The organism is Actinomadura sp. 7K507 (genome assembly GCF_004348425.1).
GTDB lineage: Bacteria > Actinomycetota > Actinomycetes > Streptosporangiales > Streptosporangiaceae > Spirillospora.
The window spans coordinates 1-20,648 of sequence record NZ_SMKK01000175.1; the positions used below are offsets into that span (position 1 = coordinate 1).

At 72.9% G+C, this 20,648-nt stretch carries 12 protein-coding genes and 1 pseudogene; 10 read left to right on the forward strand and 3 right to left on the reverse strand.

The genetic code is table 11. The annotated features are described in order from the left end of the window. Window positions 1–2,072 (forward strand): tetratricopeptide repeat protein (locus E1285_RS31470; RefSeq protein ID WP_132158207.1); only part of this gene is annotated, 2,072 nt, incomplete at its 5' end. Here the strand turns inward: E1285_RS31470 and E1285_RS31475 are convergent. Genes E1285_RS31475 through E1285_RS31485 form a run of 3 tightly spaced genes read right to left on the reverse strand, consistent with a single transcriptional unit; the run spans window position 2,023 to window position 4,938 of the window. After that, window positions 2,023–2,565 carry a hypothetical protein gene (locus tag E1285_RS31475; protein WP_132158208.1) on the reverse strand — a complete coding sequence of 181 codons (543 nt, stop codon included), beginning with the start codon at window positions 2,563–2,565 and terminating at the stop codon, window positions 2,023–2,025. The genes E1285_RS31470 and E1285_RS31475 overlap by 50 nt on opposite strands. Continuing rightward, the gene (locus tag E1285_RS31480; RefSeq protein ID WP_132158209.1) at window positions 2,565–3,800 is read right to left on the reverse strand and encodes a hypothetical protein; all 1,236 of its coding nucleotides are present in this window, start codon (window positions 3,798–3,800) and stop codon (window positions 2,565–2,567) included. Before E1285_RS31480 ends, E1285_RS31475 begins: the two co-directional genes overlap by 1 nt. Window position 3,801: 1 nt before the next feature. Next, window positions 3,802–4,938, reverse strand: coding sequence for a hypothetical protein (locus tag E1285_RS31485; protein WP_132158210.1), 1,137 nt, complete (start codon window positions 4,936–4,938; stop codon window positions 3,802–3,804). A 241-nt stretch (window positions 4,939–5,179) separates the two neighbouring features. Between E1285_RS31485 and E1285_RS31490 the strand changes: the two genes are divergently transcribed. From E1285_RS31490 to E1285_RS31530, 9 genes and pseudogenes are all read left to right on the forward strand, one after another. Then, a complete protein-coding gene (locus E1285_RS31490; RefSeq protein ID WP_132158211.1) occupies window positions 5,180–8,323 on the forward strand; it encodes a tetratricopeptide repeat protein in 3,144 nt (1,047 codons plus the stop codon). A 607-nt stretch (window positions 8,324–8,930) separates the two neighbouring features. Next, the gene (locus E1285_RS31495) at window positions 8,931–10,226 is read left to right on the forward strand and encodes an HNH endonuclease signature motif containing protein (protein WP_132158212.1); all 1,296 of its coding nucleotides are present in this window, start codon (window positions 8,931–8,933) and stop codon (window positions 10,224–10,226) included. Window positions 10,227–10,504: 278 nt separating this feature from the next. Next, a pseudogene (locus tag E1285_RS48440) lies at window positions 10,505–10,723 on the forward strand (DUF397 domain-containing protein); the annotation flags it as partial. Window positions 10,724–10,827: 104 nt separating this feature from the next. Beyond that, window positions 10,828–11,745 carry an SEC-C domain-containing protein gene (locus E1285_RS31505; RefSeq protein ID WP_165966829.1) on the forward strand — a complete coding sequence of 306 codons (918 nt, stop codon included), beginning with the start codon at window positions 10,828–10,830 and terminating at the stop codon, window positions 11,743–11,745. Window positions 11,746–11,761: 16 nt separating this feature from the next. Continuing rightward, a complete protein-coding gene (locus E1285_RS31510) occupies window positions 11,762–12,622 on the forward strand; it encodes an alpha/beta hydrolase-fold protein (protein ID WP_132158215.1) in 861 nt (286 codons plus the stop codon). Window positions 12,623–12,742: 120 nt separating this feature from the next. Then, window positions 12,743–14,293, forward strand: coding sequence for a TIGR02677 family protein (locus tag E1285_RS31515; protein ID WP_243723177.1), 1,551 nt, complete (start codon window positions 12,743–12,745; stop codon window positions 14,291–14,293). After that, window positions 14,290–15,453 carry a TIGR02678 family protein gene (locus E1285_RS31520; RefSeq protein WP_132158216.1) on the forward strand — a complete coding sequence of 388 codons (1,164 nt, stop codon included), beginning with the start codon at window positions 14,290–14,292 and terminating at the stop codon, window positions 15,451–15,453. Before E1285_RS31515 ends, E1285_RS31520 begins: the two co-directional genes overlap by 4 nt. A gap of 30 nt (window positions 15,454–15,483) precedes the next feature. Continuing rightward, a complete protein-coding gene (locus E1285_RS31525) occupies window positions 15,484–19,548 on the forward strand; it encodes a TIGR02680 family protein (protein WP_132158217.1) in 4,065 nt (1,354 codons plus the stop codon). Continuing rightward, window positions 19,548–20,648: TIGR02679 family protein (locus E1285_RS31530; RefSeq protein WP_132158218.1), on the forward strand; the 1,101-nt coding region annotated here is incomplete at its 3' end. The genes E1285_RS31525 and E1285_RS31530, both read left to right, overlap by 1 nt.

Sequence of the window (20,648 nt, forward strand, 5' to 3'; positions counted from 1 at the left end):
CCGCACAACTGCCACCACCCGGGCTGTTCGCCAACCGGCACAGCGAACTGCGGCAACTGGCAGTGCTCGCAGAAGATCCGGCGCTCGCACAAGACCCGGCGCTCGCAGAAGACCCGGCGCTCACGGAACACCCGGCGCTCGCGGAACACCCGGCGCTCGCGGAAAAACCCGGGCTCGTGGTCCTCACCGGCCCCGGCGGCGTCGGCAAGACCACGCTGGCACTGCGATGGCTGCACGAGATCAAGGACCGCTACGAAGGCCAGCTGTTCATCGACCTGCGCGGCTTCACCGGAGCCGAGCCGCTCCCGCCCGACGAACCGCTGGAACGCTTCCTGCGGGCCCTCGGCGCGGCGCCGGAGGCCATCCCGCCCGGCACCGACGCGCAGGCCGCGCTGTTCAGGTCCATGACCACCGGGCGCCGCCTGGTCGTCATGCTCGACAACGCCGTCTCGGCGGCGCAGGTCCGCCCGCTGTTGCCCGGCGCCGGAGCGTCGCTGGTCGTGGTCACCTCACGCCACCGCCTGACCGGGCTCGTGGTGAACGGCGCGCGATTCCTGGACGTCGACCCGCTCGGCGAGCCGGGCGCCCTGGAACTGCTGGAGCACCTGATCGGAGCGGACCGCATCGGAGCCGAACGCGACCACGCCCGATCGCTGGTCGCGCTCTGCGGCACTCTGCCGCTGGCAGTCTGCGCGTCCGGCGCCCGCCTGGCGGCACGGCGGCGCTGGCCGATCGCGCGCGCGGTGGCCGAACTCGGCGACGAGACCAGGCGGCTCTCCGCGCTGCGCACCGGCGAGGGCGACATCTCCGTGAGCGCCGTCTTCAACACCTCTTACCAGGCGCTCGACGAGGAGCACGCGACGGCCTACCGGCTGCTCGGCCTCCATCCAGGGCCCGATCTCTGCGTCGCCGCCGCCGCGGCCCTCATCGGGACGGACGAGGAGGGCGCAGTCCGGCTCCTGGACGGCCTGGTGGACGCCAGCCTGCTCCTCGAAGGCCCCGGCGACCGGTACGGCTTCCACGACCTCGTCCGCCTGCACGCGCGGAACTCGTCCCCCGCCACGGCACCGGACCGCGAGACGGCGTTCGCCCGGCTCGCCGGCTGGTACCTGACGACCGCCGTCACCGCCGACCTCACCCTGATGCCGGGACGATGGCACCTCGGCGAACGGTACGCGGCACCACCGGACGACCTCTTCGGTTCCCGCGCGGCGGCGCTGGAGTGGCTCGAACGGGAACGGCCGAACCTGGAGGCGGTCGCACAGGAGGCGCACCAGACCGGTCTGCACGCGATCACCTGGCAGCTCGCCGAGGCGACGTGGCCGCTGTTCCTGCAGCGCAAGCACTACGCGTCGTGGATCCGGATGTACGAGCTGGGGCTCGCCGCCGCCGAGTCCTGCGGCGACATCCGGGCCCAAGCGCGGATGCTGGAAGGGCTCGGGGTCGCCTACCTCAACCTCCAGGACTTCGGCACGGCGACCGGCCGCTACGAGGCCGCCCTCGCCCTGGAGCAGCGAGCCGCCCACCGGCTCGGCGAGGCGTCGGCGCTCGAAGGACTCGGCGTCGCGGCCCTCGCCGCCGGCGCCCCGTCCCGCGCGGTCGAGCTGTTCGCGCGGGCACGGGACGTGCACGTCGATCTCGGGCGTCCGCGCGGGATCGCGCTGATGGACCGGCACATCGGCGAGGCGCTCAGCGCGGCGGGCCGGCACGCCGAGGCGGACGCGACCCTGACCGGCGTCCTGGAGACCTTCATGCGGCTCGACGAGCCGTACCACCGGGCGCGGACGTTCGCGTGCCTCGGCGAGGCCCGGCTGCGGGCCGGACGCCTGGACGAGGCCGCCGCCGCGCTCCGCGCGGCGCGCGACATCGCGCGGGAGACCGACGCGCCGCACGTCGAGGCCGGCGCGCTGCGCGAGCTGGCCCGGGTCGCCGAGCGGCAGGGCGACCCGGAGGCGGAGCGCCCGCATCTGGAGCAGGCGCTCGCCATCTACAGCCGGCTGGGCTCACCCCAGGCGGTACCGGTCACGGAGCGGCTCGCCGGCCTCCCTCCCGCACCGCCGGGCGGTGCCTGATCATGACCATCGCGGCCGTGCCGCCGCGGACGAGGGTGAGCCGCGAGAGCGCGCCCACCGGCCGTCCACCCGTCACGAGCCAGGCGTGCAGGGCGGACGCGTACAGGGCCGCGTCGGCGGGCGAGCACGTCCCGCCGAGGACGGGATCGAGCCGCGCGTCCAGACCGTCGGCCGCGACCCGGCAGCCGCGCCCGGTGACGGTCGCCGCGACCAGGCAGCCCGGATGGGCCGCCAGGAGCCGCGACGGGTCCCCGGCCCGGCCGACGATCACATCCGCGCACGCCAACCAGGTGGGTGAGGCCTCTTCCGGCCCCGCGACGAGGTGCTCGTCGCAGGGCGGCGGCTCGGAGCCGGCGGCGGGTGGACACCGCAGCGCCAGCGTCCGGCCGCCGATGAGCACGCGCACCGGACCCGGCAGGCCGTCCCAGACCCGCACCGGCGCGGCCATCACCCGCGCGGCCACCTCCTGCCCGGCCACCTCCTGCCCGGCCATCACGCCGCCCTCGGGAGGCCGGGGGCCGGGAGCGGGACGGGCTCGACGAGCGGCGGGCGCTCCCGGTCGGGCAGCCGCAGCAACCGGTACATCTCCTCGCGGATGAGGCGGGCCGCCTCGCCCGGCCGGGAGCTGATGGCGCCCCGCATCGCGGCATGGACCCGTCCGGAGTAGGAGTGCGCCGCGTCCTCCAACTGCGGGGCGAGCGGCCGGTCCCAGTCGACGCGCGGTGCGATCGCGCCGAGCCCGGCGACATGGGTCCCGGGCGCGACGGCGTCCTCCGGGAACGTGCCGAGCAGCACCGGCACCCCGATCGCGGCGCCGTAGCAGCCGACCGACCCGTGATCACCGAGCAGCACGTCGGCGGCGACCAGCCCCGCACGCCACCCTTCCTCCGGTGGGAACAACCGGACACCGAGCCGACGGCAATCCGCGGTCCAGGCCATGACCTGGCGTTTTCCGTGGTAGGCCCACACGTGCGGGTGCAGGGCCGCGACGATGCGGTACCGGTCGCGCGGCAGCTCGGCCGCCACCCGCAGCAGCAGGTCCGGACGGCGGCCGAGCAGCGAGTCCCCGTTCCAGGTGGAGCTGACGAACACCAGCCTCTGCCCAGGCCGCACACCGAGCGCGCGGCGGTACCTCTCCCGGTACGGCAGGCTCGCCACCAGCCGGTCCAGGCACGGGTCGCCGCCCGCGAACGCGACCGGACGCGCCTCGGGGCATTCGCGTTCGAGCATCTCCAGGTGCCGGTCGTGCGCCAGGACGATCGACGACGGCACGACACGTCCGGCGACGACGAGGCGTTCCCTGATCAGTCCGGTGACCGGACGCGCCGCGGCCGGACCGGCGCCGCGCAGGCGCGGAAGCAGCTTGCCGGGACCGGCGCCGTGCAGGACCGTCATGACCGGCCCGTGCAGGTTCTCCAGCATCCCGTGGCTCGCCGCCACGACGAGGTCCCACCTGGTGCCGACCGCCTGGCGCCAGGGCACCACGAGGCCGCCGAGGTCGCGCAGGTGCCGGTCCAGCCCTCCGGTGAAGACCGACGCCGGCGCGGCCGTGTACGCGACCGCGACCCGCAGGTCGGTCTCCAGCAGCGGCATGACGTCGGCGAGCCGGGTCGCCGCCGTCACGTGGTGCGCCACGGCGAGAACCGTCCGCCGCGCCCGCACCGTCGAGCCCTTCGGGGCGTCCAGCCCGAACGGGCCCGGCACCCATGCGTCCACCGAGAAGTTCATCTCAGGCCCCCTGGCAGGCGTGGCCGAGCGGCTCGCCGTCCCGGCAGCCGATGCGGAACGGCGGCGAGACCGGGTCCGCCACGGGGATCGTGGCGGGCTGCGGCAGCCGCATCAGCCCGTACATCAGGCTGCGCATGTTGCGGTCGAACCGTCCCGGCTCGGACGTGATCCGCCCGGCGACCGGCCGGACCCGCTCCGGCCGCCACCGCGCCGCCGCCTCGGTCAACTGCGGGCGGACGGGCCGGTGCGCCGCGAGCCGGACGGCGAGGAGGCGCAGCGCGTCCCCTGGCGGCGGCCCGGTGGTGAGCACCGGGACCCCGGTGAGCGTCCCGTACCTCGTGACCGGGCCCGGGGGCCCCAGTATCCAGTCGGCGGCGACGAGGGCTGCACGCCAGTCCGCCTCCGGCGGCATGAGCCCCAGGCCGTCCCGCAGATGGACGGCGAGCCCGGGCCCGCCCGGGCACCGGTCCCCGCCCGGCTCGGGAACACCGAGAACGTGATACCGGTCGGGCGGCAGTTCGGCGAGCAGGCGGCGCACCACGTCCCATGACCGGCAGCGGGCGCACGAACCCGTGCCGCCGGCGGCGGGCAGGGCCACCACGACGAGCCCCCGCCGCCCGCCGACGCCCAGCGCGCGGCGGTAGAAGTCGCGCAGCGGCAGGCTCGCCACCATCCGGTCGTGGTCGGAGTCCCCGACCACGACCGCGCCGCCGTCCTCGGCGTCCGGAGGACGGTCCAGGTGGTGGGCGTAGGTGAACACGGCCGGCGCGGGCCGGTGCGCGACCGCCGCCGGGATCGTTCCCGGCAGGGCGATGAGCGGCGCCCCCGGCGGGCGCGCGGGAACCCGGTGCGCGGTGACGACCAGGCCGATGCCGCCGTCCGCGAGTTCGGACCAGCGCAGCGGTGCCGCGCCCGCGTCCCTGAGCATCATCTCCACGGCGGCCGAGGACGGCCCGGGGGCCGCCGCGAAGAGCACGCGCAGCCGCGGGTCGGTTTCCGCGAGCCGCGCCACGTCCAGTGCGGGCTGCCCCGGTACGGGCGAGCCCACCACGATCAGCACCGTGCGCCGGTCCTCCAGCCGTCCCCACCAGCCGGAGTCGAACCCCGTCAGGGCCCGGCGCCATTCGAAGCCTGTCATCCCCGTCAACAACCTCCTTCGGCCTTGGATGCCGCCACCATCCGTTCCTCCGTCGCGGATCGAAATGATCCGCCCTCCGGAATCGAGTGTCGTTCGAGGACCTTGACGAAAACTTGCAATCGTCCTGACTCGGTGAGTAGTTGAGGTTCCGGGATGCCGGGGAAACGCGTCAACGCTCTAGCCATTCGGTACACGTGGTGCCAAAATCGGCACAAGAGGAGATTCCCACAAAGGGGAACCGGTGGAGTTCCGCGTCATAGGCCCCGTCGAGCTGTGGATCAACGGCCGGCGGCGCGACCTCGGATCGCCCAAGGAACGCTGCGTGCTGGCCGTGCTGCTGCTCAATGCGCGCCAGCCGGTGCCCGCCGAGACCCTGATCCGCCACGTGTGGGACGACGACCCGCCGGCCAAGGCCCGGCAGGGCCTGCAGGTCTACATGACCCGGCTGCGCCGCAGATTGGAGGACGTGGAGGGCGCCGCGCTGATCTCGCGGAGGGGGGCATATCTGATCGATGTCGACGATGAGTCGGTCGACCTGCACCGGTTCCGGCGGCTGCGCGACCAGGCGCGGGCGATCGCCGAAAGCGGCGACGACGAATACGCCCTCGACCACCACCGCCGGGCGGCGGAGCTGTGGCGGGCCGAACCGCTCGCCGACCTGGCCGGCGGCTGGGCCGAGCGCACCCGGCACAATGTCGAACAGGAATTGCTGGCCGCCGCGTTTCTCCGTATCGATCTGGAACTGCAACGCGGAAACCACGCCGACCTCGTCCGGGAACTCTACGATCTCACCGAACGCCACCCCCAGCACCAGTGGCCGGTGGAGCGGCTGATGCTCGCGCTCTACCGCTGCGGGCGGCCCGCCGAGGCGCTGGAGGCGTACCGGCGCACCCACGACCTCCTCGTGGCGGAGTCCGGGACCGACCCGGGCCCCGGGCTGAAGCGGATCCAGCGGCAGATCCTGCGGGGAGACCCGGAACTGCTGCGGGTTCCCGGCACGCAGTTGAGCGTCGACCGGCGCCCGAACACGCTGCCGCACGACGCGCGGTCGTTCGTCGGCCGCGACGACGAGCTGCGGCAGCTGATGGACATGGTCCCGATCGCGCGGGAACCGGCCGCCACCGGATCCGCCGTGACCGTGATCGCCTTGAACGGTATGGCCGGGGTCGGGAAGTCGACGCTCGCCGTCCATCTCGCGCACCGGCTGGCCACGCACTTCCCGGACGGGAAGATGTTCCTCTCGCTGCACGCGCACGACGCCCGGCAGAAGCCGGTGGCTCCCGCGGATGCGCTCGACACGCTGCTCCGCATGATCGGCGTCCCGGCGACCCGGGTGCCGCGGGCGCTGGACGAGCGCGCCGCGCTGTGGCGGTCGCAGCTCGCCGGCAGCCGCGCGATCATCGTGCTGGACGACGCCGCCGGGCACGACCAGGTCAGGCCGCTGCTGCCCGCGTCCGCCGGCTGCCTGGTGATCGTGACGAGCCGGCGCCGGCTCACCGGGCTGCACGAATCCTGGCCGCTGTCACTGGACGTCCTGCCCGTCCAGGACGCGGCAGCCCTGTTCACCGGCCTTTCGGGACCGGGGCGCGCGGAGGTCGCCGCCGACGTCGCCGCGGTCGTCGACCGCTGCGGCCGCCTGCCTCTCGCGGTGCGGATGGCGGCGAGCCGGCTGCGGCACCGCCGCACCTGGCACGCCGCCGACCTGCTGGCCCGGCTGGCCCCGGGCGACCGGCTGGACGAGCTGCGCGACGAGGGACGCGAGATCACGATGGTGTTCGAGGTGTCGTACCGCGGGCTCCCGCCGCAGTTGCGGGACGCGTTCCGCGCGCTGGCGCTGCACCCCGGCCCCGACCTCACGGCGCACGCGGCCGCGGCGGCGCTCGCCCGTCCCGTCCGCGAGGCCGAGCGGATCCTCGAGGAGCTCCTCGACCGGCATCTGATCACCGAACCGGTCGGAGGCCGCTATCGATTCCACGACCTCGTGCACGACTACGCCGACCGCCTCGCCCGCGAGAGCGACCCCGAGGAGGAGCGGCGCCGGACCGTCCACCGGATACTGGACTTCTACCTCGCGGCCGCGGACCGCGCGGACCGGCGGCTGTCCCCGCACCGGCCGGTGGACGGCGTCCGGATCGTCCATCTGCCGCCGGGCCTGCCTCCGCTGCCGGACGAGGCGGCGGCGGCCGAGTGGTTCACGGCCGAGCACGACTGCCTACTGAACGCCGCCGCCGAGGCCGGCCGGACCGGCTCCCCCGGGCACGTGCCCCAGTTCGCCCGCGTGCTCGCCGGGCATCTGGAGTCGCGCGGCCACTGGGACGCGGCGGCCCGGCTCCATGTCCGCGCCGTCGAGGCGCTGCGGGATACCGGCGACCGGCCGGGCACCGCCCGCGCGCTGGCCGACCTCAGCAACATCCGTTTCCGCAGTGGCATGTACGACACGGCGATGGACGAAGCGGGAAAGGCGCTGACGATCTACCGCTCGATCGGCGACCGCCAGGCCGAGGCGCATATTCTCGGGCGCATAAGCCTGGTTCACTGGCATCGGTCCCGCTTTTCCGAGGCGCTTTCGTGCTGCCGGGAGGCGCTCGATATCCAGCGCTCCCTGAAAGACCGGCACGGCGAGGCCAGGAGCCTCGACCATATCGCGATCTTCCTGGAGTTCACCGGCCGCTACGGTGAGGCCGAACGCCTCCGCCTGGAAGCCCTCGCGATCTTCACCGAGATCGACGACCCGCACGGCCGGATGATGGCGCTCAACAACATGGGCGACCTGATGATCCGCATGGGCGACGTCGACCGGGCGGTGGAGTACTACGAGCGGACCGCCGCCTCGACCGGCCTCGACCGCCAGCACGAGGCCATCTCGCTCATCAACATGGCCAACGTCCATCGCCGTACCGGCGCTCACGAAACGGCGTTGACGAATTACCGCAAGGCCCTCGCCATAGCGATGGAATTAGGCGACCGCCGCAACCAGATCGAGACCCTGATCGGCATCGGCGCCACGTTCCACAATACCGGACGATACGCCGAGGCGTTGATCCATCACGAGCGCGCCCTGACCCTTTCCCGGTCGATCAATGAACGCTACGAGGAAACCCTCGCACTCCGCCACCTCGGCGAAACCCTCACCGCTTCCGGCCGCTACCCGGCCGCCGTCGACCATCTCCGCCAGGCCCGTTCCTTAGGAGCCGAGATAGGCGTCCCGTACGAGGAGGCAAAGGCGCTGGAAAGCCTGGGCACCGCACTCCTGCACGTCCAAGGCAACAACGCGGCCCGCGACTGCTGGCAGCAGGCGATCCACCTCTTCGACACCCTGGGCCTCGCCGAAACCGCCTCTCTCCGGTCCCGCCTCCTCGAACTCGACCAGGCCACCGGCACCTGACCGCCCCTGTCGAGCGCCGACCGCGGACACCCGGCGGCCTGACTCGCATTAGAGTGCAGTTCTAACTCCGGAGGGCGACACCGTGACGAATACGGATAACTCGGACATTATCCATAAGACTTTACCAACAGCCCATCTGTCGCATTAACGCGATGAACCACGCGAAGATTAGGAATCCTGAGACATGACCGACCCTCACCGTTAGTGTGGCTACCCGCGGGGGCGCCTCGGGATTCATCACGAACAAAGAAGGATTCCTAATGAAAGAAAGAATCATAAGGGCGATTCCGCACCTCGCTTTCGCCCTCACCGTGATGGTGGTGCTCGTCCACATGACGTAGGAGGCCGCGCGTCGGCCAGTGATGGGCCGGGCGGGGCCGCGAGTGCAGCCTCGCCCGGCTCGCCCGCTGGCGAAGGCAGATAGCCGGCGACCGGGCGCCCGGAGGTGGCGAACGGGTGAGGCTCCTGGATCACAGGCCGATCAGGCATTTCGGGTACCCCGACTATCTGGAGGGCCTCAATTTTGTCACCCGGAACTTGCTTACGGAGCGTAGATTTTCGATAACATTAGGGTGTGCGTTCGACTGGAGTGATCGGAGTGGCGTCGATGTCCGCCAGTGAGTTGGTGGACGCGGCGGAAGCGATCGCGTCCGAACTCGCTCGGCGTCAGGCACCCGAGTCCGCGGCAGTGTGCATGCGGGATGCGGAGACGCTGGCCCGGGCCACCGACTTGCACGAAAGCGCCCTGGCGGGATTGGTCGGCCGGGTGGACGCGTCCGGGGAGATGCGCCGCTGGGGATACCCGTCCGCCCGCAGTTGGCTGCGCTCGCGCCTCGGCATGCGTGAGGCCCGCGCCAAGGAACGCATCAACCTGGCCCGCCAGCGCCACCGCCTCCCCGACGTCACCGAACGCCTCGCCCGCGGAGAACTGTCCTACGGCTACGCCACCACCATCGCGACAGCCGTCACCCGCTTGGACGACGCCGACTGCGCAGCGGCGGAGGAGATCCTCCTCGACTTGACCCGGCAGGGCTTCTCCGCCGGAAAAGTGGCCGCGTTCGGCAACCGGATCACCGAGCTGATCGCTGAACGCGACGACACCGAAAGACCTGATGAGGACTCCCGGCGCGGCTACGAACGGTCCTGGATCGACTCCACCCGTTCCCTGGACGGCGGCCGCTACATCAAGGGCCGGCTGAACGCCGAGGACGCCGCCATCTGGGACGGCACCCTCGCGCCGCTGGCCAAGCCCGCCGGCACCGACGACCTCCGAGACCTGTCCGAGCGGACGGCGGCGGCGCTGACGAGCGTCCTGTCGGGCGGGCAGAAGGCCACCAAGGTCACCGTCATCTGTGACCTGGACACCCTGACGGGCGGCCCTGTCCCGGCGCGCCTCACCGATGGGACACCGATCCCGGCCGAGCAGGCCCGCCGCATCGCCCTGGCGGCCGGGGTCTCTCCACTCATCCTGGGACGTGGCAACGTCCCCCTCTACCTGGGACACCGGGAACGGTTCGCCTCCCCAGGCCAGCGCCGTGTACTGGAGACGCTGTACGCGACATGCGCGGTCGAAGGCTGCGAAGCCCCCGGGACATTGTGCGAGGCCGACCACGTCGATGGCTGGGCGCTCGGCCACAGCCCCACCGACATCGACAAACTCGCCCTCGCGTGCGGTTGGCACAACCGCTGGAAGGCTGCCAATCCCGCGCATACCCACATCGCCAGAGGCCAGAACGGGCGCTATACCTACCGCGTCCGGCCGCCGGACGACCCCGGCCCAGCGCCACAGACGCCGCGCGCCACGGACCTGTGGAGTCCGGCCGCAAACCACCGGATTCAGCCTCGGCCTCGCCGACTCCACCCTGGACCTGCCCGCGGCCGGCGACAGGTAGCGGGCCCGTGAACCGGCCGCGACGGACGAGGGCACCGGCCTCGGATGACCGTTCCGACAACGCTGGCGGCGCGTGGGCGCGGAAAGGTCGACGCGAGTTCCGACAGCGGTCTTGGTAGCGGTGGGCGGCAGGCCGGATCGGCCACCGACCACGCGGCGACATCGTCGGGATGGCCCGTGAAGTGGGCGACGAGCTTGTGGACTGACGGGTCGCAGTCGGCGCATCCGGGGATTGACGGGTCGTTCACGCTGCTCGTCCACCGGCTGGCGAGGTCGCGTGCGGTGATGGCGGTGAGGAGTGCGTAGAGGTGGCCGCCCTCGCTGAAGGGCAGGACATCAGGGACAGCAAGGCCCCCGACTCCGGGCACCTCACGCTCTCCTCGGAGAGCTTCGCCCAGCTCGTCGCCCGCGTGAAGCGGGGAGAGCTGCACCTGCAACCCTCTACGAGTACCGCAACGGCCTCGCCTTCCGGCGGGGCCGCTCGCACGTCGTGCACATGTCGTCGGTGAGGACCACGGCCGGACGGGGCGCCGGGACCTTTGCACGCGTACTCGGGGAAACGAGTCCTGAAAGACCTCCTCGGCAACCTCCGCGACGCTTGTACCGTGGCGCGGTGACGACATCGGAGAAGGCTCGGCGGTCCGCCGAGCAACTCGAACGCGACGCCGTGAAGTACCCGGAACAGCGCGCCGAGATCCTGATAGAAGCAGCTGGGGAGTGGGGCAGGGCGGGCGAGCCCGAACGGGCGCTGCGGATCTACGACGACCTCATCGCCATCGAGGCGGGCGAGGATTCGCAGTTCGCCGTCGTGGAGAAGGTCGCCCTCCTGGCCGACCTCGGCCGGGGCGACGAGGCGGACGCGGAGATCGGCAAGATCGACCGAACGAACGTCGTGCCGGGACCGGCCTCTCTGATCGCGGAGCACTTGGAGCACCAGAAGCGCCTGGAGGAGGCGCTCACCTGGTTCAACATCGCCTGCCGGGACCTGATGGCCGACGACGAGGTGCTTTCCGAGACCACGCTGTTCGCCCGGCCCGAGCTGCGCGGACGGCGGCGCGTCCGCCGAGCCCTAGGTCTCCAGCCCGATGCGCTCGATCTGCGCTCCGAAGTTCAGGAGACCGAGCTGGCCGAACTCCTGGACAGGGCCGAAGCCCCGTCCCAGCCGAACGTGGGGTCGTTCTTCGTCCGCTCCGACGTCGCCCGCGCCTTCGCCGAGGGCCTCGTACACGGCGCCGGGTCCACCGATCCTTCCGCCTATTTCGCCGAGGTCGAGCGGGGCTGGCGTGCGTCCAGCGACGAGCTCGGCGCGTCCAAGCTCCGCGTCCTCCCGACCACGGTGGCCGACCTCGTCAAGTACGCGGGCGACCACGACCGCGACCCGAAGGACCAGCAGACCCGAGCGGACCACCTCATGGACCGCCTCCGAGAAGGCGCCCCCACCCTCGACTGGCCTCCCGAACGCAACGCCCCCTGCTGGTGCGGCTCAAGCCGCAAGTACAAGAAATGCTGCGGCTCCCCCGCCGTCCGCTGACGCTGGAGATCGGCGCATGGGTGTGAACTGGACGGTGGGTCCCGCCGGGCTGCCTGGGGCGGTGCGGTACACGTTGGCGGCAGGAGACGGGCCCGCTGACCGGTGGCATGTCTCGGTGGCGTTGCCGCCGCGGGCGAGCGGGCCGTTTCCGGTGCTGTATCTGCTCGACGGCTTCCGGACGTTCCTGGCCACGGCACAGATCGCGCAGACGACGCTGGCCTACTCCCTGGGACAGCTGCGGCCCGTCGCCGTCGTGGGCATCTCGCCCGCCACCGACGATCCCGGGCGGTTGAGCGCCCAGCGTGTGCGGGACCTGACACCGACCAGCGGCACGTCCAAGTACCTGTTCGGCGAGCCCGCCTACGGGACGGGCGGCGCCGGCGCGATGCTCGACCTGATCCGCCAGGTGATCGCACCCCACGTGGAGTCCGCCCACCCCCTCGACCCCGGCGACCGGGGGCTCGCGGGCTTCTCCCTGGGCGGCCTGATGACCTGCTGGACGCTGGTACGCCGCCCGGAGGGCTTCCGCCGCTTCCTGGCGGTCAGCCCGTCACTGTGGTGGGACGACCACCTGCTGCTCGATCCCCGGCGGGCGCCCCTCGCCGACCACGAGGCCGTTGACGTCTACCTCGCCGTGGGTGAGCGCGAGAACAGCCCGCACCGGAGCTGGCCCGTCATGACCGCAGAGATGCGCGAGACCCTGTCCGACCTCGACATGGTCGCCGATCTGGCCGCTTTCACCGACCGCCTCCGGGCGCGGCCGGAGCTCGGCGTCCGCAGCGAAGTGATCCACGACGAACAGCACGCGACGGTGTGGCCGGCCGCCGTGACCCGCGCCCTGGTCCACCTCTACCGCGCAGAGCGCGCTCAGGCGTGACATCCAGCCGCGTACGCACGGTTGCTCCCGGTCTCCGCCGCAACAGCCGGAAGCGGACACGGGGGTGCGGGCGCGGCGGAGTTGGCGCGGCCACGGTCGGGGGTGAATGAGAATGGTGCGGTGACGGATCTGGACTCGGGGGTGGACGGGCCGCAGCCGTTCGCGCACCTCAGTGCGCCGAACGCGGCGCTCTACCGGGAGGTGCTGCTGTCGTTCGCGCGGGCCAAGGAGCGGTTCATCGTCCATCTGCGTCCCGAGGACGTGGCCGCCGAGCTGCGCCGCGACGGCGACGAGCAGCTCGTCCAGGCGCTGGACAAGCTGGTCGAGTGGGGGAACCTGCGGGCCGACGCCGACACCGGCCGCGTCACCACCGTCGAGGACTTCCACCGCAAGCGGTTCCTGTACCAGCTCACCACGGCGGGACAGGCAGCCGAGCAGGCGATCGCGTTCTACGAGGAGGCGATCGGGCGGCGGGGCGTGCTGCAGTCGGTGGCTCTCACCGACATCGCCGGGCACCTGGCGGCCCTGTCGGCGCTGGCGGACGAGGACGCGCCCGACCCGGGCAAGGTCCATCTTCTGCTGCTCACGCTGGCCGAGCGGTTCTCCTCGCTCGCCGACAACGCGCAGGCGTTCATGGCGTCGCTGCGCAGGGCGATCGACTTCTCCGACGGCGACGTCGAGGGCTTCATCGCCTACAAGGAACGCCTGATCGACTACATCAACCGGTTCATCGCCGACCTCGCGAACTCGGGGGCGCGGATCGCGGCGCTGCTGGACGAGGTCGAGTCGCGCGGCCATGAGCGGCTGCTGACGCTGGCCGCGCGACGGGAGGCGTCCGACGCGGTTCCGGAGGGCGCGGACGCCGCCGAGGCGTTCGCGCGTGCCGAGGCGGGCGCGCTGGAGTCCTGGCGCAACCGGTGGCGGGGGCTGCGGGACTGGTTCGTGTCCGGGGGCGCCGCGCGCCCGTCGCAGGCGCGGCTGCTGCGGCAGTCGGCGGTGACGGCGATCAAGCAGCTCGTCGACACGGTGGGGCTGCTGAACGAGCGGCGTTCGGGCCGGTCGGACCGGTCCGCCGACTTCCGTGCGCTGGCCCGCTGGTTCGCCGAGGCACCGGACGACGCGGCGATGCACCGGCTGTGGCGGGCGGCGTTCGGGCTGACTCCGGCGCGGCATCTCACCGTCACCGCCGCGACCGTTGCGGCCTGGGACGACGAGGCGCCGCAGGGACTGCCGTGGGCGGAAGCGCCGCCGGTGCGGATCTCCCCGCAGCTGCGCCGGACCGGCTCCTACGAGCGGCGCGGCAAGCCCAACCGGGTACAGGACCGGACGGAGATGCGCCGGCTGCTGCGCGAGCGGGCCGACCGGGAGGCGGCCGAGACGGCGGCGGCGCGGGCGCGGCTGCGCACCGGCGGCCCGGTGCTCCTGTCCGAGATGGGCGTGCTCGACCCGAAGGCGTTCCGGCTGTTCCTGGCGCTGCTCGGCGACGCGCTGGCGGCGCGGCTGCCGGGCGACAACGAAGTGAAGGCCATCACGGGAGACGGGTCGATGGAGGTTCGGCTGTCGCTCGTCCCGGACGGCGGCGAGGTGCGGATCGTGACCGAGGACGGCGTCCTCACCGGCCCCGAGCACCTCATCGACGTCACCGACCTGGTGGGGAGCGGGAATCGGTGAACGATGAGGATGTGGCGCGGCGGAAGGCGGCACTGCGGACGCTGCTGCGGCGTCCGCTGCTGACCGCCGAGTCCGACCCGCAGGACCTCGTGCTCGTCCGCCGGTACCAGGCGGAGCTGCGCGACTGGCTGAGCCGGGAGACGGGCTGGCGGCTGCAGGTGGACGCCGAGACGGCCCGGCTGTTCAAGACGGCGCCGACGCTGGACGACGGGACGCATCCGGCGCGCGGCAAGGCCGGGGAGCCGTTCGGCCGCCGCCGCTACGTCGTGCTGTGCCTGGCGCTGGCGGTGCTGGAGCGCGCCGACGCGCAGACCACGCTCGGCAGGCTGGCCGAGGAGGTCCTGAACGCGGCCGCCGAACCGGAGCTCGCATTCCCGTTCACGCTGGACAGCCGGGCCGAACGCGCCGACCTGGTCGCGGTGGTGCGGATGCTGCTCGGCTGGGGCGTGCTGCGGCGGGTGTCGGGCGACGAGGAGTCCTACCTGTCGGCGACCGGGGACGTCCTGTACGACGTGCGCCGTGTCGTCCTCGCGGCGCTGCTGACCGGGGTGCGGGGGCCGTCCACGGTGACCGCGGCGGGGTTCGAGGACAGGCTCGCCGAACTCACCGAGGAACCGGTGCCCGACACCGACGACCTGCGCAACCGGGCGCTGCGGCGCGGCCTGACCCGGCGGCTGCTGGACGACCCGGTCGTCTACTACGCCGACCTCGACGACGCCGAACGCGCCTACCTGGTCTCCCAGCGCGCCGCGATCACCCGCCGGATCGAGGAGGCGACCGGCCTCGTCCCCGAGCTGCGGGCCGAGGGCGTCGCGATGGTCGACCCGGACGACGAGCTGACGGACGTGCGCATGCCGGAGCAGCGCACCGACGGCCATGTGACGCTGCTGGTCGCCGAGTACCTGGCGGGGCGGACCGAGGCGAGCCCGGAGGAGCTGGCCGCGTTCGTCCGGGACGCGGCGGCACGGCACACGTCGTACTGGCGCAAGGGCGTCACGGAGCCGGGCGCCGAGAAGGAGCTGCTGGACGTCGCGCTCGGGAAGCTGGCGGCGCTGCGGCTGGTGGAGGTGCTGCCCGACCGGGTCCGGGCACGCCCGGCGATCGCGCGCTACGCCGTGGAGGAACCGACCGTCCGCGAGACGAGGACGGCCGTGAGTTGAGAAAGGCCGTGAGTTGAGAAAGGCCGTGAGTTGAGTCCGGTACCCGTTCCGACGTCCGAGCGCTGGAAGCCGCTGCGCGCCGGGCTCGTCGACGTGTTCTACTACGACGTCGAAGAGTTCCGGTTCCATGACGGGCGGCTGCTGCTGCGCGGCAACAACGGCACCGGGAAGTCGAAGGTGCTGGCCCTGACGCTGCCGTTCCTGCTGGACGGTGAGCTGTCACCGCACCGGGTCGAGCCCGACGGCGACCGGCAGAAGCGGATGGAGTGGAACCTGCTGCTCGGCGGCAAGCATCCGCATCCGGAGCGGCTCGGCTACACGTGGCTGGAGTTCGGCCGCCTCCACCCGGACGGGACCCAGGAGTACCGGACGCTGGGCTGCGGGCTGAAGGCGGTGAAGGACCGCGGCATCGTCCGGCACTGGTTCTTCGTCACCACGCGCCGCGTCGGCGTCGATCTCGACCTGGTCTCCGACGGCGGCGTGTCGCTGACGCGGGAGAAGCTCCGCGAGGCGGTCGACGGCCACGGCACGGTCTACGACCGGGCCACCGACTACCGGCGGGCCGTGGACGAGGCGCTGTTCGGGCTGGGCGAGCACCGCTACGAGGCGCTGGTCAACCTGCTGATCCAGCTCAGGCAGCCGCAGTTGTCGAAGAAGCCGGACGAGCGGCTGTTGTCGCGGGCGCTGACCGAGGCGCTGCCGCCCCTCAGCCCCGCCCTGATCACGACGGTCGCGGAGGCGTTCCGGGGTCTGGACGAGGAACGGGACGCGCTGCGCGCCCTGGAGGAGGCGCACAAGGCCGCCACCGACTTCCTCGGACACTACGTCCGGTACGCGCGGATCGCCGCGAAGCGGAAGGCCGCCGGGCCGCGCCTCACGCAGAGCCGGTACGAGCACCTGAACCGGGACCTCACGGAGGCGGAGACGCGCTTCACGGCCGCCGAGACCGAACTGGCCGAGGTCGCGCGACTGCTGGAGACGCTGAAGCAGGAGAAGACGCGGCTGGACGCGCGCCGCGAAGCTCTCCAGACCAGTCCGGAGATGCGCGACGCCGAGCGCATCGAGCAGATGGGGCAGGAGGCCAGGCGCCGGGACGAGCACGCGGCGAGGCAGGAGCGTGACCGCGACGGGCTGTCGGCCGAGGCCGGCCGCAAACGGTCCCGCGCTGATAGGACCAGTGCGCAGGAGGGCGGCGCCGAGCGGACCTTCGTCGCCGCCCGGGACAGGTCGGCGTCGGCGGCCGCCCTCGCCGGGTGCGGCCCCGCCCACGCCGGGGCCCTGGACGCGTGGGAGAGCGGCCTCACGCAGGCACGCCGCGATACCGGCGAACTGGCCGAGGCCCGCCTCCGTGCGCTGGCCGAACTGGAGCGGCTGCTGTCGGCCGTGGCTCAGGCCCGGTCCCGGCTGGATTCGGCCGCCACCGAGGCCGAGCGGCTGGACGGCGAACTACAGGCCGCGTCGGAGCGGATCGCCGCGGCCGACCGGCGAACGCAGGAGGGCGCGGCGGAACTGCTCGACGCCTACGTCATCTACCTCTCCGGGCTCACCGAGATCCGGGTGGACGACCCGGATGCGGTGCTGGCGAAGCTGGAGGAATGGGCAGAGAACGCCGAGGGACGGAACCCGGCAGCGACCGCCGTGGACGACGCCGCCCGCGAGGCCACGGCCGCACTGGGGCGCCGGGAGGCCGACGCTGAATCCCGCCTGGGGTCCGAACGTGAGGCCGAGAAGGCGATCGGCGACGAGATCGAACGGCTCGAGTCCGGCGGCCACGACGCCCCGCCCGTCCCGTACACGCGGGCGTCCGAGGCCCGCACGGAAAGGCCGGGCGCACCGCTGTGGAAGGTCGTCGACTTTGACGTCACCGTGCCCGCCGACCACCGCGCCGGGCTGGAGGCCGCCCTTGAGGCGTCCGGGATCCTCGACTCCTGGGTGACACCGCAGGGCGCACTCGTCGCCGGCGACGACACCTTCGTGCTGACCGGCGAGGCGGTTCAGGGGCCGTCCTGCGCCCTGGTGCTGCGGCCCGCGATCGACCGCGCCGACCCACGGGCCGCCGCGCTGGACGACGGCGCGGTGCAGGCCGTTCTCGCCGGAATCGGCCTAGGTCCAGGTGCGCGGACCTGGATCGCGGTGGACGGCCGGTGGGCGAACGGCGTCCTCGGCGGTTCATGGCGCAAGGACAGCGCCGACTTCATCGGCGAGGGCGCCCGCGAGGCCGCCCGACGCACCCGCATCGCCCGCCTCCGGTCGGACCTCGCCGAGACCCGCGGCAGGATCGAGGCGATCGGCGAGGAGCTGGCCGGACTGACCGCCCGCCGGGAGTCGCTGGCCGCCGAGCACCGGGCCGTCCCGCGAGACACCGCCCTGCGCGAGGCGCACGTCCGGCTGGCGGAGGAGCACCGGCGGCGCCGCGAGCTGGACGGTGACCACCGCCGTGCGCTCGAGGTCGTGGCGCGGCGCCGCGACGAGGTCTCGCGGGCGCGGGAACGGGCCACGGAGTTCGCCGGGGACGTCGGCCTGCCGACCGGCGAAGCCGAACTGGCCGAGGTGCGGACGGCGATCACCGACTACCGCTTCGCGCTGGCCGACCTCTGGCCCGCCGCGCAGGCTCTGCTGTCGGCCCGCGAGGCGGCGCGCGAGGCCGCCGGCGAGCTCCGGCACGTCCTGGAACGTCTGGAGGAATCGGCGGAGCTGGCGGCGGAGGCGCGCGACCAGGCCGACTCGGCCGCGGAGCGGCATCGGGCGCTGGTCGAGACGGCGGGGGCCGGCGTCGAGGAGCTCTTCCGGCGACTGGAAGAGGTGCGGCAGGCCCTCACGTCCCGCGACGAAGCCGAGAACGGCGCGAACGGGCGGGAAAGGTCCGCGCTGGAGGAGCGCGGCAAGGCCCAGGGCACCTGCGAGCGGCTGCGCGGCGAGATCGAGGAGGCCACAGAAGCCCGCGACAAGGCCGTCGGCGAGTTCCGCGCGTTCGCCGCCACCGGGGTGCTGCACGCCGCGCTGCCGGAACTCGACGTCCCCGACCCGTCGCAGGAATGGGCGGCCAATCCAGCCGTCGTCCTGGCCCGCGCCGTCAACACCGAACTCGACACGGTCGACGACGGCGACGGCCCATGGGACCGCGTCCAGAAGAGGGTCTCCGAGGAGCACAAGCTGCTGTCGGACGCGATGTCGCGGCACGGGCACGCCGTCGGCCTCACCGTGCACGACGGGATCATGGTCGTCGACGTGGTGTTCCAGGGCCGCACCCGCGACGTCCCCGGCCTGGCGGCCGCACTGGAAGCCGAGACGGAGCAGCGCGCCCACCTGCTGTCGGCACGCGAGCGGGAGATCCTGGAGAACCACCTGCTGAACGAGGTCGCCGGCACCCTCCAGGAACTCATCGCCGCCGCCGAGGACGAAGTGCGCGAGATGAACGCCGAGCTGACGTCCCGCCCGACCTCCACGGGGATGCGGCTCCGGCTCGTGTGGAAGCCCGCGCGGGACGCCCCCGACGGGCTCGACCGCGTCCGGGAGAAGCTGCGGCAGACCATCGACGCCTGGTCGGTCGACGACCGCGCCGCCGTCGGCCGGTTCCTGCAGGAGCAGATCGCCCGCGAGCACGCCGACAACCCGGCGTCCGGGTGGACCGAGCAGCTCACCCGCGCGCTGGACTACCGGTCCTGGCACATGTTCACGATCCAGCGCCTCCAGGACGGCCAGTGGCGTCCCGCGACGGGCCCCGCGTCGGGCGGCGAACGCGTCCTCGCCGCCTCGGTCCCCCTGTTCGCCGCGGCGTCCGCGCACTACAAGTCGGCGGGCAACCCGCACGCGCCCCGGCTGGTCGCGCTGGACGAGGCGTTCGCGGGCGTGGACGACGACTCCCGCGCCAAATGCCTCGGCCTCCTCGCCACCTTCGACATGGACGTGGTGATGACCAGCGAACGCGAATGGGGCTGCTACCCGCAGGTACCGGGCCTGTCCATCTGCCAGCTGTCCCGCCGCGACGGCATCGACGCCGTCCTGGTGACGCCGTGGCGCTGGGACGGCCGCGAACTCACCCGCGCCGACCTGCCCGAACCCGAGCCGGTATCCGGCCAGACGGACATCTTCTGATGACCGACGACCGCCTGCGGCGCCTACTGGGCGGCCCGGATACCGCCTGGCTGCTGCAACGCGCCCGGTCCCGCCTGGAGCGCGGCGGCTCACTCACCGGCAAGGTCACGCTGACCGAGGCGACCCCGTCCCAACGGCGCGCGGTGGAACTGCTGCTGGGTCGTCGCGCGGGAACCGGCGCGTCCCTCTCGGTATCCCTGGACGAGGTCGACCGCATCCTGCGCGGCAGCGGCGCGTCCCCCGGCGGCCTGGCCGCCGCCGTCGAACTACTGGACGGCCCCATCCGCGACCTGACCAGGGAGAACGCTGAGACCGCCGCAGCCTGGGACGCGGCGTTCGCCGCACTGGACGAAGCCCTCTCCTCCCGCCCGGAGCTGGCCGAGTGGCGCGCCTGGCTGGACGCGACCGGCCTGGTCCGCCGCCTGACATCCAGCCCGCCCGAAGCGGCCGGGATCCTCCGCCACCTCGCCGCCGTGGTGCGACGACTGCCGTCCTCCGACATCCCCCTCGGCCAGTTCGCCGCCGAAACCTGCGGGCACGCCCACGCCCTGGACGACGGGCCTCTCGCCACCCTGGCCCTCTCGTCCGCCCGCGCCCTCACGGGCCTGCCCTTCCCCTCCGACGGCGGCGCCGAGGCCCGCCGCGAGACCTGGGCCGCGGTCGGCGTGCACATGGACGAACTCTCCTCCACCGTCCTATGCCTGGGCCTGCCCGGCGACGCGGACACCCCCACCGGCAGGATGCTCGCCGCGATGCGCGGCGAACCCGTGTCGCTCACCCTGCGCCAGCTACGCCGGCACCCCGTCCCCATGCGGGCCGACCTGGTCCGGATCTGCGAGAACCCCGTGGTGGTCGCCGCCGCAGCCGACGCGCTGGGCCCGTCCTGCCCTCCCCTGGTCTGCTGCAACGGCCGTCCATCAACGGCCGTATGGCGCCTCCTGGAACTCCTCGCCGAAGGCGGCGCCGAGTTCGCCTACCACGGCGACTTCGACTGGGGCGGCATCGCGATCGCCACCGCCGTCCACGACCGCATCGGCTGGCGCCCCTGGCACTACGACGCGGACGCCTACCGCAAAGCGACCTCGGACACGCCCCTCACC

What these genes read in the sequence shown, in the direction of transcription:
- E1285_RS31475 (WP_132158208.1), bottom strand. Translation starts at nt 2,565, where the DNA reads ATGGCCGGGCAGGAGGTGGCCGGGCAGGAGGTGGCCGCGCGGGTGATG.
- E1285_RS31480 (WP_132158209.1), bottom strand. Translation starts at nt 3,800, where the DNA reads ATGAACTTCTCGGTGGACGCATGGGTGCCGGGCCCGTTCGGGCTGGAC.
- E1285_RS31485 (WP_132158210.1), bottom strand. Translation starts at nt 4,938, where the DNA reads ATGACAGGCTTCGAATGGCGCCGGGCCCTGACGGGGTTCGACTCCGGC.
- E1285_RS31495 (WP_132158212.1), top strand. Translation starts at nt 8,931, where the DNA reads ATGTCCGCCAGTGAGTTGGTGGACGCGGCGGAAGCGATCGCGTCCGAA.
- E1285_RS31510 (WP_132158215.1), top strand. Translation starts at nt 11,762, where the DNA reads ATGGGTGTGAACTGGACGGTGGGTCCCGCCGGGCTGCCTGGGGCGGTG.